The following is a 16,786-nucleotide window of genomic DNA, read 5'->3' as shown; positions in this document are numbered from 1 at the left end:
TGATTCTATATCTACATATCCTATCCCAAATGAGCTTTATTTATCGCCTTACAAACTGAATAACTAATAGTTTGTCAATAAAATAATTTACGACTTATATTACTCGTTAGTTAACGGTTCAGACAGTGAATAACTAATGACTTATTACATCCAATTCTGATTCTATATCTGCCCCTATTTTCAATCTCTTTGTAAAGGACCATTTTTACTCTCCATTCCTTAACTCATCCCTCAACGATATATATTCTGCTTCTCAACTATCAGTTAGAAAGTAAGATTTTCTATCTTATATTCTTACACCTTTTTACTCCTAAGTATCAATTATAGGTGCCAACACCACCGCATCCACTACTTTTTCCCTTCTATATACACTCAGAATCAACGTTTTATAATACTACCTTCAGGTGTCATGAAGTGGTGTTAATTGAACTTTTGATTGATTAAACTCTATAATGCGGAATGTATTAATCTGCTAATTATAAATAAATTACAGAATTTCCCTTAATCGCACTATACGCATATATTATCTCGTTTACGTTCTTTTCTTTAGCATGTATTCTATTGATTATCAATAAAATACCATCGAAACCTATTTAGGAAATAAGTTAGTTACTTTGCAGCCTGAATTATGCGCTATTGTATGATATGTTAATATACAGAAATACAGCGAATTAGCGCAATATAAACGAATAAATCTGAAGATAAATCAAACAGCAAAAAGAGGTTGGAATTTACACCTTATTATATATGACAACTTATGACGAAAGATTAAATGAAAAACTAATAACACTTATTTTACTAACAATTAAAAACTAAAATTATGGAAATGGAAAAGTTTTATGTAGCTCCAGAAGTGGAAGTTCTGGAGGTGGAAATTGAGAAGGGCTTCGAAGGAAGTGTAGATTTTGGTGGTGATGTACCAGCTTAATTAAGTTTGGATGTATCTATTAACATTAAATTATTAAAAATGAAAACAAAGTATTTGTTGATGACAGCTGCATTGTCTGGATTGTTTGCAGCTTGTACACAAGAAGATTATCTTAATGCACCTTCTTCTACAACAAATGATCCGTTAGCCGGACGTCCTGTTGTGGGAGTTGTGGATTTTGTGACAGGTGAGCCTGAAACACGTTACAATCCTGAAACTGCTACACCTGATGCCGGTGATAACTTGGGACTCTATCTGATGGACGAGTTCAGAGGCGGAAATGATGGTAATACTGTCGGTGAATTGGATAATGCCAATGAAACCCTCTGGAAATACCAAAGTAATTGGTGGCAGATGTATGAGCCAACCAATAATATTCAGTCTAATTACGGTTATGAGCTGCAAGAAAATGGCAAGTGGATTAACCGTGCTTCGCAGTTGGTTGAAGGAAACTATATGATTATGTTCCCCAAAAACGAAAAGGCTACTAACCGACGTGACTTGTGGTACTACATTAATCCGAATGTTACGATGGAAAAACATAGTGATGCTTCCAAAGGTAATTACTATGTAAACCGCGAAAACCAGTTCATGCTGAGTTACAAGCAGATTTATCGTGATCAAAAGAAAGATGGCGAAAACCTGACTATTGATGTTAAACTGTGGCCTATTCTTTCGTATGCAAAATTTGTATTCGAAAATGTTGCTACTAATCCTTTCATCGCTGAAAAGATCGTTTTTAAAGCACACGAAGGGCAACCGTTACCAACTGTAGCTTATGTAAAACCTGACGTAAGAGAAAAAACTTGGTGGCCTGTTGAAGATCTTAAGGCAACATATACTTATCAGGCACCCGGATTTATTGCCGATTCACTCCAACAGCTAGTTAATGATAAGATGTTCGAAGATCAAATCGTATATGATGAATGTGGCGAAAAGATTCTCGGTGCAGGTCTCTATAACGATGCATGGTTCACACAGGGAATTGCCCGTAGCATGGTTCATTACGAAACTACCCAAGAGCGTGTTCCTTATGGATTAAACGATTCAGAAGCTACAGTAGCTTATGAATATGTGTTCAACTTCCCAGAAGGTGGCGTTCGTTTGGAAGGTAACGAGACTTCAGGCGGTGACTATCAGAAAAGAATTGCAACCGCTTCGATTGCTTTGCCTGCATTTGAAGGATGGAAAGAATTGGAAGTTGTAGTTTATGGTAAGATGTTTGATCCAAAAGTAGGAGCATGGCGTAACGGCGTTATGAGAAAACTGGGTAAAGATAATGCGGATTTCAAACTTGATCAGTTGATGTTGTGGGAAAGCGGCAAAGAAATCCCGACAGCAACCTTGACCTTTGATGACCAATACTTCTATCAAGAAGAAGAAGTACGTGTATCAACGACAGAAGACCTGTTGAAACTGATTTCCGCAAGACTTACATCTGCCACTACAACCGAAGATATTCAGTTCAATGTAACAGCTTATGGAAATGGTCTGGAAATTACAGATGACGTGGTTAGCCTGATTAAGAACTACACTGACAAGCAAAATGTAGAAGTAGGTGTAACATTCTCTGCTGAACAAGAAACTCCGATTATTTTGAAGGCTGCAAACAGCATCAACATGTTCAATTACAACGGTGTAAATGTTGTTTTGGAAGCTGACCAGACATCAGATGAGGCAGTACGTGGGATCAAGGATTTGAATATCTTTAATACATTGACACTCAAAGCTGATTTAAACGTTGCCGGCACAATTACAGTTGAAGAAACTGGTGTATTGGATGTACAAGGTGGTGAATGGGATAAACCGGCTATTAACTTGGATGCTACTAAGATCGTAAATGAAAACATCTTAGCGTTTGTCAAGAATGTAGCAGTAGATGCAAATATCGAGAATGCCAAGAATATGTCTGTAACGGGTGATGCAGACCTTGAAAAGGAAACTGCAACAACTGTTGATGGAAACATCATAAATAGCAACGACTGTGTAAATTGTGGAAAAGAAGCTGCAACATTGACAATTAACGAGAATGCCACGTTGACCGTAAGCGGAGATTTGACGAATACTGATTCGGTTATCAATAACGGAACATTAAATGTTGAGGGTACATTCACCAACAAAGATTATCAGACTAAGAGAGCTGGTAACTTCACAACAGAAGGTGAAGCTACGATTGCTAAACTTATCAATAACCGATTTGATAGTGGTGAAGTAGATGCAGATAACAATAGTATTTACAAGGATTGCTACATCTATATCAATGGTGGCTCTGTTGTACTCACAGAAGTTAATGGCAGCGTTAATGATGGTTATATTAATATTGCTGCCGGTGCCAAATTAATAGGTACTAATAATGATACTTATAGTGTGTATATCTATAATCAGTTTGGAACTATTGGCAACTTCGGAACATTGCATCAAGTAAGAAATGATGGATTTATTGTAACCGGTGCCGGTTCTTATACAAGAGAATTGAATGGTAATGGTGTTATTAACAATAGTTCTAAGGCAGATGTTGTTTATGGAGCAGCTCAGACATGCCAATATGTAGTAGATGATGTTACAGGCAAGAAGATTGCAGATTTGAATGCCGATATCGCAAAAGCTAAGGCAAATCAGCTGATAATCATGAAGGGCACATTGGCTCCTGAAACTGACGGTCTTTCACTTGTTGGTGTAGGTGGTAAATTCTCGAAAGGTGTTGGATTGGGTGCTGTTGCATTTGCGGGCAAACGACTGAATGTATATACCAACACATTGAGCGTAGGCCAACCTTCTACTATCAAGAGTGGTGAATTGGTAATAGTAGATCTTGAAGATAATAATGGTGCATTGAAAGGTGCAACACTCATCGTAGCAAAGACTGGTGATCTTACTATAGAACAAGGTGCCACATTGAGAGGTTCTAGTGATGCAAAATTGACAATTACAAATTATGGTACTATTCATAATAGTGGTAATGCAACTGCCATTGCAAATGTTGATGATTGCAAGGAATCAACCAATGGAAGTCACTGGAGTGGAAATGACGCTACTAACTAAAGAAATATTATTCTGAGTAGTTTAATACGAAAGAGGGTATGCCTTGGTGGCATACCCTCTTTACTTATTAACTTACAACTTATTAACTTACAGGATTATTGAATCTTTACCCATTTAGCATTTGTGAAGTCCCATTCAAGCAGTTCGCTTGTATTTACTTTATTGGTAATGACAAGCTTACCATTACCTGCCTTCGTTACAGCTTTATTGTAAGTAACACCACCAGAAAGACCTACTTGAGATTCACCAACAATTTGAATATTACCAGAATTGATAGTGAGTGTTGTGGTAACCTTAGAATAGTCAATGCTATTTACAGTCAAGAAGGTTCTTGTTTGATTCTGATTTCCGCTTCCAATTTTGATGTCAGTACCTTCTAAAATCAGATCACCCATGCTGATATTATAAGCAGGATCGCAGTATATAAGGTTATTTTTCAATGTAACTTTCTGACCAGCTACAAGAGTTCTGAATTGAGCGGCATTAGTTGCATCATTGTTAAATGACAATTCGTTTTCAATAACAACCTCTTTAACCACATACTTATAATTTATCTTATTGCTCTCGTCTTTCCAACCTTTTGCAACAAGTGAATTTAAAGTCTTAAACCCAGCATTACCTGTAATGATGTAATTGCCATCAGATGTGGGGTTACCTGTAGTAGCGGTAGAACCAGTATTGTATACTACAATTAAGTTCACTGTTTTATCTGTATAAACAGCATCTTGATTAGTTGCGTTGTTACCAGTCCATACTACAGTACTAACATTAGTATTAGCCAGTTTCACAGAACCTTGGTTGCTAACCTTAGCTTCACCAGCTTTAGGCTGACCTGAAACCTTAGCAATAGAAGCTGCAATCAAAGTATCAGTAGAAGTTGCGACGTTGAGGGTAGCATCGTAAGATACATACTTCTTGTCATCATAGCTAGCCAAAGTGATATCGCTATCCTTAGCGTTTACAGTACCTCTGATGGTAGTTGTGCCGGCTTTCACTTTAATGTTCTTACCGATAGTCAGATTGTACAGAGTAACGTCACCGTTGATTTCGAATGCGGCATTAGAGAATGTGCTTCCAATCTCTTTGATGCCCATAGCACCACCGTTTTCTGTTACAATTACTTTCTTTACAGTTGTAGCATCAACAACTCCGTCAGTTTTTACAGAAGTTACGCTACCGCCATCTACTGTCAGCTCAGTGATTTTAGCTTCCTTAATAGACTTCATAGTTACGGCTGCATCTTTAGCTACAGTATAGGCAATTGTACCTTCATCTTTCTTGTTGATATCAGCTTCAATGTTGGCAGAGATGTCAATGATACCTGCATTGCTGTTTACATTTGTAACGATACCTTTTTCTTCGCCTACAATAACTTTACCATAAGCAGCATTTACAAGATTGTAAATCTTACCGTTGTTGTAGATAACAGCGTATTCTTCTTGTGCAGCTAAACCTTGGTTGGTCAATTTTCCAGCACATGCCAGATTACCGTTTGCACCAATTGTCAGAGTTGCATTTTGCTTGTTTGCGCTTTGACCTGCAATTGTTACAACAGCATTTACCTCCATTGTACCTCTATTCTCTGTAACAGTCAGTTTGTTTACATCAGCGTTGATGGTAAGTGCACCCTTGTTTTCGCTGATTACCAGTTCTTTCTCTTTCTGTTCACCAGTAGACTTGTATTCGATAGCGCCAGATACAGTTACAGAAGCGTTTTCTGCGATCTTGATCTTTTGGTTCTTTGTAGAATGGCTATCTGTAGAACCGATTAATCCGGTATATGTACCCTTTACATAAGACTTAGAGCCAAGTACCAGAGCGTTTTCAACTACTATTTCACCGTCTACCAGAACATAGTTAAGGATATTGGTTGCGGCATCCTTAGCGATAGTCAGTTTCTTAGCAGGATTTGCATTTTCATCATTCTTTATAATCAATGTAGAGTTTACACCTTCTTTAGTCAGAAGATCGCTCATTTCCTTAGTCAGGGTAATGTTATTCTTCAGTGTTGCAGTGTAAGGACGACGCATCGTCTGGTTCCATTCAATGAACTGTACCAAGTCTTCTTCGTTGAAGATGTTCATTTCATGCGGAGCCTGAACAGAGTTGTTATCAATTTCCAAAGTCACCTTGTTCACTTTATTCGGAGCGATTTCTACGATCGGGTTTTCAGAAATAACAGTTACACCCTTGCCAGCAACCTCGCCTTTTACATTGGAAATTTCCACATCCTTAATCATACCTCTATCAGTATAAATGTCAGCTGTAATGGTATTATCCTCATTAACAGCATCATATTTATAGATATTAGTCATAATAATAAAGTTTGCAGACTGTGTGCTCTTCAATACCGGAGAGTTTGTTACTGTCAGTTCTACGCGGTGATCAGTTTTTTCAACCGGATTGATGATGGCACGTAAAGCATTGTCACGGTTGTAGTTAAGAGACTTTTCAGTGTTGTTTACTAACTCACCATCCTTGGTATATCTTTCGGTAAACTTATCGTTATAATTCCATGCTGTTCCATCGAAAGTCATTTCTTCATAGTTAGCATAGTTAAAATAAGTTCCTAAAGTTGAATTAGCCCATTGTGCTGTTTTCTCGTTAACATTATAATATGGTGATGTCATGGCTATAGAAGCATCCTCACCTTTGTATGTAGCTTTTGTCGGATCAATCTTAATAATCGTACTGAAACCGTCATCAGCAGTATCAGGAGTTTTCAGAACAATTTTCTTAACAGTAAATGATTCAACACCTACGTTCTTCACTGTGATACCTACTGCACCCAAAACTGGAGTCATCTTCAGGTTGGTGCTTACTACATCATCACTTTCTGTACCGGCCTTAATGCGTGCATAACCAATGAAGAAATTATTCTTAGCGTATGCTTCCTGCAGAGATTCAGTTGTAACACCGTCCTGAACCTGTTCGCTGAGGTCGTGCAGCGCCTCACGCTTTCCTTGGTATGAAGCAAATGGGAAAGCAAAGAAATAGTTACCTTCCTGCATCTTGGTACCACAAGTCCAAGAACCGTCTTCCTGACGGGTGAAAGGATAGTCCGTATGGATCTGATCTGAAAGGATATATCTTTCAGTCCATGTGAAATCAGCCCATTTTTCCTGATCTACAGTACTGGGACGAACCCCTCTAAGTACATTATCGTTCCAGTCATCCATCAACAAGGCTCCGATAACGTCACCTTCTTCCCATGCATAGCCATTTAATCCAAATCCCAAGCGGGTTTCAGCATTGTCTTCCACGAGATTCAGGAAAACATTATCCACAGTGGGGCGTTGCGCATCCTGAGTACTTGGTACATTTTGTACGTTATCCAAGAAGTCCTCATTAGAACAAGCCGCAAACAGCGCAGCAAACGCTGTCGTCATTAATACATGTTTTGTTCTCATTTTAAATTAATTAATTTAAGTAATTGTTTAATGTTCATTCTTTTGTTTCGTTCACATCAATTGAAAGGGAATCCACCTGTTCCATCATCGCTGAATCCAGGATCACTACCAGCAAATCCCTTCTCAATTTCCACCTCCAGAACTTCCACTTCCGGAGCTACATAAAACTTTTCCATTTCCATAATTTTAGTTTTTAATTGTTAGTAAAATAAGTGTTATTAGTTTTTCATTTATTCTTTCGTCATGAGTTGTTATATATAATAAGGTGTAAATTCCAACATCTTTTTGCTGTTTGATTTTATCTTCGGATTTATTCGTTTATATTATGCTAATTCGCTGTATTTATGTACATTAACATACTATACAATAGCGCATAATTCAGGCTGCAAAGTAACTAACTTATTTCCTAAATAGGTTTCGATGGTATTTTATTGATAATCAATAGAATACATAATAAGAAAAGAACGTAAACGAGAAAACATGTGTGAATGGTGCGATTAAGAAAGAAAATGTAAATTATTTATAATCAGAATATTATCTGATTTTGCATTATAGAGTATTATCAACCAAAAGTTCAATTAACACCACTTCATGACACTGGACGGGAGTATTATAAAACACTGATTTTAAGTACAAATAGAAGGAAGAAAAGTAGCTGATGCAATGGTGTTGACACCTATAATTGATACTTTTGGGTAAAAAGGTGTAAGGAAATTAGATAAAAAATTCCCGCTTACCGATGAAGTATCAGTAAACGGGAAAATATGAAGCTTAATGCTATACAATGGTAAACTGGATTAGGAAACAGATTTACAACCTCACTTCAAAGCATTCCAGCTCCCATCCACGAAAGATTAGAGTGATAAGACGCAATTCTGTATTACCTTTCGTTTTCTGCACTTTCTCATCCGCAGCATACTGATGAAGTTGTTCGGCAGCTTGTGCTTTCAGACTGGCTATTTCGACATCCGTGGCATTGCGACGGGCATATTTTACTTCTACAATGTAACTGTAGGCTATTTCCGGCTGGCGAACCAGATCGGGCATCATGTAGAAATCGGCATAGCCTTTCGAGGATTCGTGCTCGGGGAAAATGATATATCCTTTGGTCAGTCCTAAGTATGCTAACAGGAAACCTTTTATGTGCGCTTCTCCTTCAATAAATTCACGGATGGCGCTTTGACGTTCCAGTTCTTTGGCAAAGTACTGGAAAACAGGTTGCCAGTCACCTTGTAAAGCCATTCCTTTAACAAGCATAGAAAGCTGTGACATGTCCATATCAAAAACTGAAGCATTGCGGTAGGCTTCAATTAGGTAGGTATACAGCTGTTCGCGAACAGTCAGGTTGGGAATGCCTAAAATAGGACTACCAAAATCCGTCCCTTGTATAGACAACATACCGAAATAGAACAGCAGACTCTTGAAATTCTCCGTGTCGACCATCCGTTCGGCAGGGAAAGATTGTGCGATGTTGGCCGTCACCTTTCCCTCTACTACCAGTTGCTGGATAACGGAAGTATTAACACCTAATCGTTTGTCTATCTGCACCAAGTGGCGAAGTTTGTTGTAGTCTGTGCGGATGTTGGTATCGACCATCATCTTAGGCGGTTTATGCCGTTGCATATATTCATTAAGAAAGTATAATGTCATGTCTGAGTTGAACATGTGCTCGTCTGACATATCCTCTGAGAAACAGTAGTTGTCATACCATGGCCGCATCTCTTCTAACAGATCATCCACCGTAACCTCTTCCGGTAATGCTCCTTCTGACTTGTAGTAACTGATCATCTGACGTACTTCTTCCGTGCTGAAACCGATGATACTATTGAATTCCGGCTTCATGCTGATGTTTGTCCCGATATTGAATCCGCTGGTTACGTCATCCATCGTAACGGGGCTGACACCGGTAATGAACATACGGTCAATTGCTGCATCGGGTCCGGTAGTGGCTGCTTTGATGACATTGAAGAACTCACGGATAAATCCTTCGCCATGTGTCGTCTTACGGTAGCGTTCCGTGCCGTAAGTGGCCAGCAGGGTATTGGTGAAGTTATCGTACTCGTCAATCAGCAGATAGATGTGCGGGCAGTTGTTATCGCTGATATAGCGGGCAAGCGCATCCAACATCAGACCGGGAGAATCATTGAAAATGCTCAATTCACTCCAGATCTCACTACCCAACAAATACTCGTATTTCTTCACAAAACGAGTGATTGTAGAACTACAGTAGGTTTTAAACGATTGTTCCATTTCATCAGGATTGGAACTAACAATGGAGAAATTGAATCTGAGCACCAAATACTTATTATGCACCTTTGTGGCATGCTTCCCGATATACAGTTCACCGAAAAGTTCTTCGAAGCGGTCGGCATAATCTACGCTGTAATATGTCTCCAACATGGCCAGAAACAACGACTTGCCGAAACGGCGGGGACGGAGCAGGAAAAGATAATTCGGCTGGTTTTCCAGTAACTCTATGTAACGGGTTTTGTCCACATAGTAATAGTCCTCCGATATAAGCCGGGGGAAGTCCGATAATCCGTATGGCAGCTTCTTCATGACGATGATGTTTTATCTGATTGATGCAGAAGCAAAGATAGTGGAAAGCATGGGAAAAACAAAACTGAAAATAAAAAAGCCACTCCTATAGGAATGGCTTTCTTGCAGATGGAATGGAAAAGGGGGGAGCTTATTCGGCAATCACACCGCAACCGACCAAGCGCTCTACCCACGAACGAGCGTCGGCTTCGGCACGGGAACGGTCAATTCCAAAATGAGTCACCAATACTGAAGCAGCATCCGCCAATGTAAAATCGCGTCCCTGCAACTCGTTCCATAACAGCAGTGCTGTAGAATTGAGTGAAATCACTTTGGTCATGTCGGCATGTATGGCACCTTGCCCCACAATAATGTTTTCGCCAGCTATTTGGCGAACTTTATACGTGTCTTTTATGTGCATAATTCAATAATAATCATTTGTATATATTCAGCGGACAAAAATACAGATATTTTTTTATAATCGAACGTTATTTCGAAAAAAGAATTGATAAAACATGCACTTTATGCTATATTTGCACCCCAAACTGAAATAATCGACTGCTAATATGACCATATTACAAAAACAATTCTTTGCATTGGTACGTTCGGGACTGTGGGGAAACGAGGTTGACGCCACATTGTTTGATGCTTCAACTGATTGGGCTAAAATCTACCAGTCGGCACGTAAGCAAGCACTGTTGGGCATTGTGTTCGACGGTGTACAAACTTTGCCTAAAGAAAAACAGCCCCCTCGTAATATCTATTTGCAATGGTGTAATGCGATGCTGCATATCGAAGAAAACAACCGTGTGCTAAATCGCGAATTAGCCAATGTATATGCCCTGATGCGTGAAAATGGTATAGAACCGGTACTAATGAAAGGACAAGGTGTGGCGCAGAATTATCGCTATCCATTGCATCGGCATTGTGGTGATATTGATTTGTATATCGGTCCCGAGAATTATGAAAAAGCTAATGCACTGTTGCGAAAGGAATCAACATGCGAGCATGAAGAGAACTATAAACATACCAGTTTAACTTGGCATGGCATAACGATAGAAAATCATCAAATTTTAACACAACTCAGTGCACCAGCAGCAGATCGGCGTTTACAAGCAGAAATCAATCGGTGGCACGAAACCTCTGAATGTCGTAAAAGGTTAATTGGTAATGTTGAAGTAACGCTTGCTCCTTTACCTTTTGATACTGCTTTTGTGTTAATCCATTCAGTACAACATTTCTTGAACGAAGGAATTGGACTTCGCCAAATATGTGATTGGGCTTGTATGCTTCATGCTCAACGTGATTTACCAGGAAAAGAAGAAATTGCATTGCTACTTAAAAGTTTTGGTTTAGAAAAAGCTGCAAGAGTGTTCGGAGCATTAGCTGTACGTTATTTAGGACTCTCTATAGACGTTCTTCCTATTGTATATCAACAGAAGGATATACAAACTGCAGATTGGCTGCTCAATGACGTTTGGCAAGGTGGGAACTTTGGACAATATGATGAGGAACGTAAAAAAAGACCAAAAGGTTATTGGCAAGGAAAATGGTATACTTTTTCACGTGCACTTAGTCGTTGCCGTGAGTTAGGTGCTTTAGCGCCAGGAGAGGCACGTTGGTATCCATTAATATTGATGAAGCATTCTATGCAGATGCAGTGGAAGAAACGTTTTTCGGGAAATTCTTCACCGCATGACTAAAGAAATCATGTAAAGTCGTTATTTATTTTTAATTGTAAAAATCCATTTATTTCCTAACTGAGATATTGGAATATATTTAATAATCTTTTCCCCGTTTCTTGATGAAAATCTAGAGTCGGGGATTTTTATTTATATATCTTGACATACTCTGAGATATTGGTGTCAATTTGAAGTGTCATAGTCACTCTGTTTGTCGCCCTTTTGTATTCCATTTATTCATAATATCAATCTTTTACGACATTTGCTATTGGTGACAAGTTTCAGTGTCAATCTGTTTTATATTGTTAGAGATTTACGCTAGTTGGATATATAATTATTTATATATCAGAATATTATATCCTATTCAAACACTTTTCTATTACTCCTATATTTCATCTTATATAGAATCATTGGACTTATATAGATCTGATTATCAACAAAATACCATCGAAACCTATTTAGGAAATAAGTTTGTTACTTTGTAGCCCGAACTATGTTCTGTTGTGATGTGCGCTAAGTTGCAGATATACAACGATTTAAGCAAATGAAAGAAACAGAATCTGCAGCAACAAAATGGGTCACAAAAATGAATGGATTTACACCTTATTATATATAGGCACACGCAAAAAGAAAAAGGAAAAAGAAAGGAGATACAAAAGACAGAAAGAACTTCATGGATTGGGTCAGGCTTGCAACGTACGGATCGTCGGTCACAAGCGGTTCGGCAGGAAGCGAGCCAGACAAATGATAATATAAAAAGGAAAAGGGAAGAAAGATACAAAAGAGAAATATTAATAATCAATTTTATTTATTAACAATTAAAAACTAAAATTATGGAAATGGAAAAGTTTTATGTAGCTCCGGAAGTGGAAATTCTGGAGGTGGAAGTAGAGAAGGGATTCGCTGCAAGTCCTAACAGTGAAGGACCAGTTCTTGAATAACGGATTGGACTGAAAAAACTAACGAACTATTAAATTAAAAATTTTATTAGATGAAAACAAAATTTTTATTTTCGGCAGCATTGGTCACTACAATGTTAGCCGCTTGTACAAACGAAGACTTTGTTGAAAGTAGCAAAGTTAACGTAGTGAACGATGGAAGACCTGTTGCGGGAAAAGTCGTATTGGATTTTGGTGATGCAAACACCCGTATGGATTATGATTCTGAAACTGACAAATTTACTTGGGATGGTAGCGAAACTATAGCTGCACTTCTTATGGATGAAGTAGATGGCACAGATAACAACTATCGCCCTTATAATAATCCAGAAGAATGGGCTAACTTGACTTGGTATCAGAAATACAAATTGGTGAACTACATTAACACCAACTATCCTTTCACATGGGATGAAGAAAGAGGTGCATGGACAACTCCTGCTAAGATGCTGGAAGGTAACTACTTTTTTGCCTATCCCCGCGAAACTTACAATGGCGAACGCCAATTAATACATTCGCTGGCTAATCAGGTGCAAGAAGGTAGCTCGAAAGAGGCTATGGAAAAAGCTTACGCACGTAACCAATACTGGATTGGTTATTCACAGATTAAAGCTGGTGCCGAAAACGAAGAAGTGTTAGCTAGCGTGAAGATGGCACGTACACTTTCTCCTATCAAGTTCAAAATAACCACAGTAAGTACCCAGACAGAATACACAGTTGAAAAGGTAACCGTACAAGGTACTGACTTGAAGACTCTTCTGACAATTGATCCTACCAAAGCAGGATACAATGGTAAAGCAGAACCCAAAGCTAATAATCAGAATGGCATTTACAATTTGAAGAATGGCTCAAGTTTAGATGCAAGTACTACAGTGTTTAATTATGCCAACTTCATCGAAGCAAAAGATGATTTGTACAATAACGCTAATAGTGCTACTGCAGAAAACACTGTCTATAATATTGAAGAAGGCAATGAAAGCAATTATTCTTGGGGTGATGCTATCCGTGCAACGGTACATGCAGGAAATCAGCTGAGTGCCGATAAAGAATATGCAGAGTTGTACATCAAAGATGCAACTCCTATCAGCGGTCAAAACCAAAAAGCTGTTTGGGGAGTAGTATTTGTAAACCTTGACGATCAAGTTACTGAAGGACAGCTGACTATGAGCATCTATACAGATAAAGGTATAGTGAAAGATATTGACTTGACTAAAGTAAACGATGGAAGCGGCAGCAAGTATGCAGTAATAACAGACCATGCTATCACTTCATTGACATCGACAGGTAATGCCAAGGAAATCACCATCCAGATTGATGATAACTCGTTCGACATTCCGCAGGAAATGACAGTAAACAACGTAGATGATTTGGAACGTTTCATTACATGGAATAGTACCAAAAATCGTGTTAACACAGTTACATTGGCCAACAACGACACATTGACTGCTGATATGGCAAATACCTTGATTGCTTCTCAAAATGCAATAGCTACATCTGAAAACAGACTTAAAGTAAAAGCAGAAAGCAATCAAAAACTGTTTATCGAAGCTGGTGTAAATTCAGATATCTTTAATTACATTGATGTCAAGGAAACAGATGTTGTCGTATTGGGTGAACTTAACCTGAACGAAGAGAAGCTGAAAGAAAATACCGGTCTGCCCGCAGGTACAAAAGGAATTACTGTAGCGGAAGGCGGTAAACTCAACATCGAAGCATGGTCGGAAGCAGCTCTGGCTGTAGATAACTACGGTACTTTGGAAGTCAAAGGTGAGACTTCTAATATTAAAGTGGTGAACAAAAAGAATGCAGAGCTGAATGTTAACAGCACTTTAACAGTTAATGCAGGTAGTGAAAATGAAGCCGAAGGTACAGTTAATGTTAATGGCATCCTCAGAGGTACAACTGATAAGAACTTTACCAATAAGGGTATGCTGGTTAACAACGGTGAGATCTACAATATGAAAAATGACGGAGAAGACGCTGTTATCAAAACATCCGACAAGATCAACCATATTGAAGAAAACAGCAATGATGCTACTATCTTAAAGACCAATATTGATGATCCGATTTCAGGTATCGATTTGTCTGCGGGTGACCAAGGTGTTGTTAAATATGCATCAACAACAAATGTTGATATGAGTGACGTTACTTCAAACTTCATTACAGCACTCGAGATTAATGGTGCCGACTTGCGTGTAGAAGGTGGTGCTTCAGTTTTGAAGAAACTGGAAATTAAGAATGGTAGAATTGAAGGTGGTTCTTATATTGCAAAAGTTTGGACTCCTTCTTCTAAGTTACTGAATATGGCTGATGGTGCAGAAGTAGAAATGTCTGGCGAGATGGAACTCAATTGGGTAACAATTAAAGCTACTGCCGGAGTTAAAATATTGGATGGCGTAGTAACAATGACAAACAAGGTTCAAATTGCCAATGACGGAACTGCCACTAATAAATATGCTTTGACCTTGGGTTCTATTGATGGATATAAGAAGTATAGCGTAACTATCCGGAATTCGGGAAATGTTGTCGTTGGTACTTTGACTACGGTTGCAGGTACTCCCAAATCTACAATCTATAACAATGGAACATTCAAATGTTCAAACGATAGTGATTTAAGTAATATTAATGTAAATGGTACTGGATTAGTACAGGAATAAATAATATACTATCAAGAAAGATGAGGGTGAGCTCAAATGGCTCACCCTCTTTTGTGTATGCTCGGCATGAATATCGTAACCATTCGAAATCCGCCGTGTTTCCTACGAAGTTACAAGGCAGTAACTTTGCAAGTTCATCTTCCGGGTTCTCTGTTTTTAGATTGGTGAGTGCGTATTCTAACCATTTGACCGGATTCGCCCCTACGATTTCACAACTTCCCAGAAGGAAGTATATGACTGCATTGTCTTCAGCTCCCTCATTGGTCTTGCTGAAGAGAAAGTTCTTCCGCCCCATAACGGTGGGTCTCTGTCCCCGTTCCACAGGATTATTGTCAAGCTGGTACCTTCCGTCATCGGCATACCTTCTGATTCTCGGCCAAAGCTTGTAGGCATAGTCCAGTGCCCTGCCCAACGGGGCATCCGGTGTGCACTGGTTCTGTATGCTTATCATCCAGGCCTCCATCACATCCAGCACAGGTAGTGCTTTCTCACGCCGCTGCACACGGATCTCTTCCTCAGAAGCCCCACGGCTTCTGAGGTTCTCTTCCAGCATGTACAATGTTACAATGTCTTCGAGCGCCTTCGCGGCGTGTCGAGGATGACTCTTCTGTGCTTCAATGAACTTACGCCTGATATGTGCCATACAGGCTAAAGTCACAATGCCGGGAACGGATTCGAAATAGTCGTACACCTTGTAACCGTCAGTCTGAACGGCTCCCTTGAAATGCCTCAGCTGAGCCCTGGGGATCTCACCGGCCCGGCTCCCTTTCAGATAATAAAAGTAGGTACCGTGGCTTTGCGGGCGGGCGTCCCTGAACTGCCAGGCGTATCCGTGGCGGCAGCTTTGTCCCGGGCGGTCGGCTATGCGCCAGAGGACTTCATCCACCTGCAGGTAATCACTTTGCAGGATATCTACACCTGTTATTTTTCCCCAGTTAGGAAAAAATTCCTTCCCAGTTACCCAAAAACTTTTCCCCAGTTAGGGAAAAATCCACGTCCAATAGGCTATGAAAAAGGGGCAAAACAAAAGTATCTGAAACCCTCCTTCTTCCTGTAGGTTGTTCTTCTTTGATAACGGTGGGGTTTAGAGTGGGAGAAGAACCGAAGGTGACGGTGATAGGTAATATATAAGGTGTTGATTATGGAATGTCGTAAAACCTACCACCCCGCCCGTTGGGCATTTACCCCCTCTTAACTCCCCCGTTATCGGGGGAGAACAACCTTCAAGAAGGAGGAGAGTTTCAGCTACTTTTATTTCGACACACCCTCAGTCAGATACTATCACTGAGTTTTGATGCTGCTTCTTGTTTCCTATTCACCACCTTTTTATGCTTTTGTAGCCCTATGCCGTACATACGAGATGTTTAGTCTCCGCTTTGCTCCATTCAACATGACAGGATGAAAACGGCAGTTTTCCTTTGCTACGGGTTGATAGTCAACTTTTGATTGGATGAGAATGGTCGGTGTTGTTCGTATTAGCGCATCACTGAAACCAACAAAAAAAACTGTACCGGAATCAGGTCCTTCGTCTTCCCTCTACAGAGGGAAGCGATCAGGAAACCTGTTCCGGTACAGTCTGTTATGGTGATGGCTG

At 39.5% G+C, this 16,786-nt stretch carries 8 protein-coding genes; 3 read left to right on the top strand and 5 right to left on the bottom strand.

From position 1 onward, the window contains the following. Positions 1 to 967: 967 nt before the first annotated feature. Positions 968 to 3,970, top strand: a complete 3,003-nt coding sequence (locus BQ5591_RS18265; protein ID WP_159434514.1) for a hypothetical protein — start codon at positions 968 to 970, stop codon at positions 3,968 to 3,970. 95 nt (positions 3,971 to 4,065) lie between these two features. On the opposite strand, the gene BQ5591_RS18260 is transcribed toward BQ5591_RS18265, so the two are convergent. From BQ5591_RS18260 to BQ5591_RS18250, 4 genes are all read right to left on the bottom strand, one after another. Continuing rightward, on the bottom strand, positions 4,066 to 7,380 hold the full coding sequence (locus tag BQ5591_RS18260; RefSeq protein WP_159434513.1) for a hypothetical protein: 3,315 nt from the start codon (positions 7,378 to 7,380) through the stop codon (positions 4,066 to 4,068). A gap of 56 nt (positions 7,381 to 7,436) precedes the next feature. Beyond that, positions 7,437 to 7,562, bottom strand: coding sequence for a hypothetical protein (locus BQ5591_RS22050; protein WP_262483120.1), 126 nt, complete (start codon positions 7,560 to 7,562; stop codon positions 7,437 to 7,439). A 628-nt stretch (positions 7,563 to 8,190) separates the two neighbouring features. Continuing rightward, positions 8,191 to 9,939, bottom strand: coding sequence for an ATP-binding protein (locus tag BQ5591_RS18255; protein WP_071150420.1), 1,749 nt, complete (start codon positions 9,937 to 9,939; stop codon positions 8,191 to 8,193). A 130-nt stretch (positions 9,940 to 10,069) separates the two neighbouring features. Continuing rightward, on the bottom strand, positions 10,070 to 10,339 hold the full coding sequence (locus BQ5591_RS18250) for a PqqD family protein (RefSeq protein WP_022161597.1): 270 nt from the start codon (positions 10,337 to 10,339) through the stop codon (positions 10,070 to 10,072). A 145-nt stretch (positions 10,340 to 10,484) separates the two neighbouring features. Between BQ5591_RS18250 and BQ5591_RS18245 the strand changes: the two genes are divergently transcribed. Both BQ5591_RS18245 and BQ5591_RS18235 read left to right on the top strand, forming a co-directional pair. Then, positions 10,485 to 11,621, top strand: coding sequence for a nucleotidyltransferase domain-containing protein (locus tag BQ5591_RS18245; protein ID WP_071150419.1), 1,137 nt, complete (start codon positions 10,485 to 10,487; stop codon positions 11,619 to 11,621). A gap of 970 nt (positions 11,622 to 12,591) precedes the next feature. After that, entirely contained in the window at positions 12,592 to 15,192 is a 2,601-nt protein-coding gene (locus BQ5591_RS18235) for a hypothetical protein (RefSeq protein ID WP_071150417.1), read from the top strand. On the opposite strand, the gene tnpC is transcribed toward BQ5591_RS18235, so the two are convergent. Next, positions 15,158 to 16,099 carry an IS66 family transposase gene (gene tnpC / locus BQ5591_RS18230; RefSeq protein ID WP_262483134.1) on the bottom strand — a complete coding sequence of 314 codons (942 nt, stop codon included), beginning with the start codon at positions 16,097 to 16,099 and terminating at the stop codon, positions 15,158 to 15,160. The two genes, BQ5591_RS18235 and tnpC, sit on opposite strands and share 35 nt — an antisense overlap. Positions 16,100 to 16,786 lie beyond the last annotated feature (687 nt).

This window comes from Bacteroides ndongoniae (assembly GCF_900108345.1).
GTDB classification, from domain to species: domain Bacteria; phylum Bacteroidota; class Bacteroidia; order Bacteroidales; family Bacteroidaceae; genus Bacteroides; species Bacteroides ndongoniae.
The sequence above is the reverse complement of the archived record's forward strand: the minus strand, read 5'-3'. Positions and strand labels throughout refer to the sequence as shown.

What these genes read in the sequence shown, in the direction of transcription:
- BQ5591_RS18265 (WP_159434514.1), top strand. Translation starts at nt 968, where the DNA reads ATGAAAACAAAGTATTTGTTGATGACAGCTGCATTGTCTGGATTGTTT.
- BQ5591_RS18260 (WP_159434513.1), bottom strand. Translation starts at nt 7,380, where the DNA reads ATGAGAACAAAACATGTATTAATGACGACAGCGTTTGCTGCGCTGTTT.
- BQ5591_RS22050 (WP_262483120.1), bottom strand. Translation starts at nt 7,562, where the DNA reads ATGGAAATGGAAAAGTTTTATGTAGCTCCGGAAGTGGAAGTTCTGGAG.
- BQ5591_RS18255 (WP_071150420.1), bottom strand. Translation starts at nt 9,939, where the DNA reads ATGAAGAAGCTGCCATACGGATTATCGGACTTCCCCCGGCTTATATCG.
- BQ5591_RS18250 (WP_022161597.1), bottom strand. Translation starts at nt 10,339, where the DNA reads ATGCACATAAAAGACACGTATAAAGTTCGCCAAATAGCTGGCGAAAAC.
- BQ5591_RS18245 (WP_071150419.1), top strand. Translation starts at nt 10,485, where the DNA reads ATGACCATATTACAAAAACAATTCTTTGCATTGGTACGTTCGGGACTG.
- BQ5591_RS18235 (WP_071150417.1), top strand. Translation starts at nt 12,592, where the DNA reads ATGAAAACAAAATTTTTATTTTCGGCAGCATTGGTCACTACAATGTTA.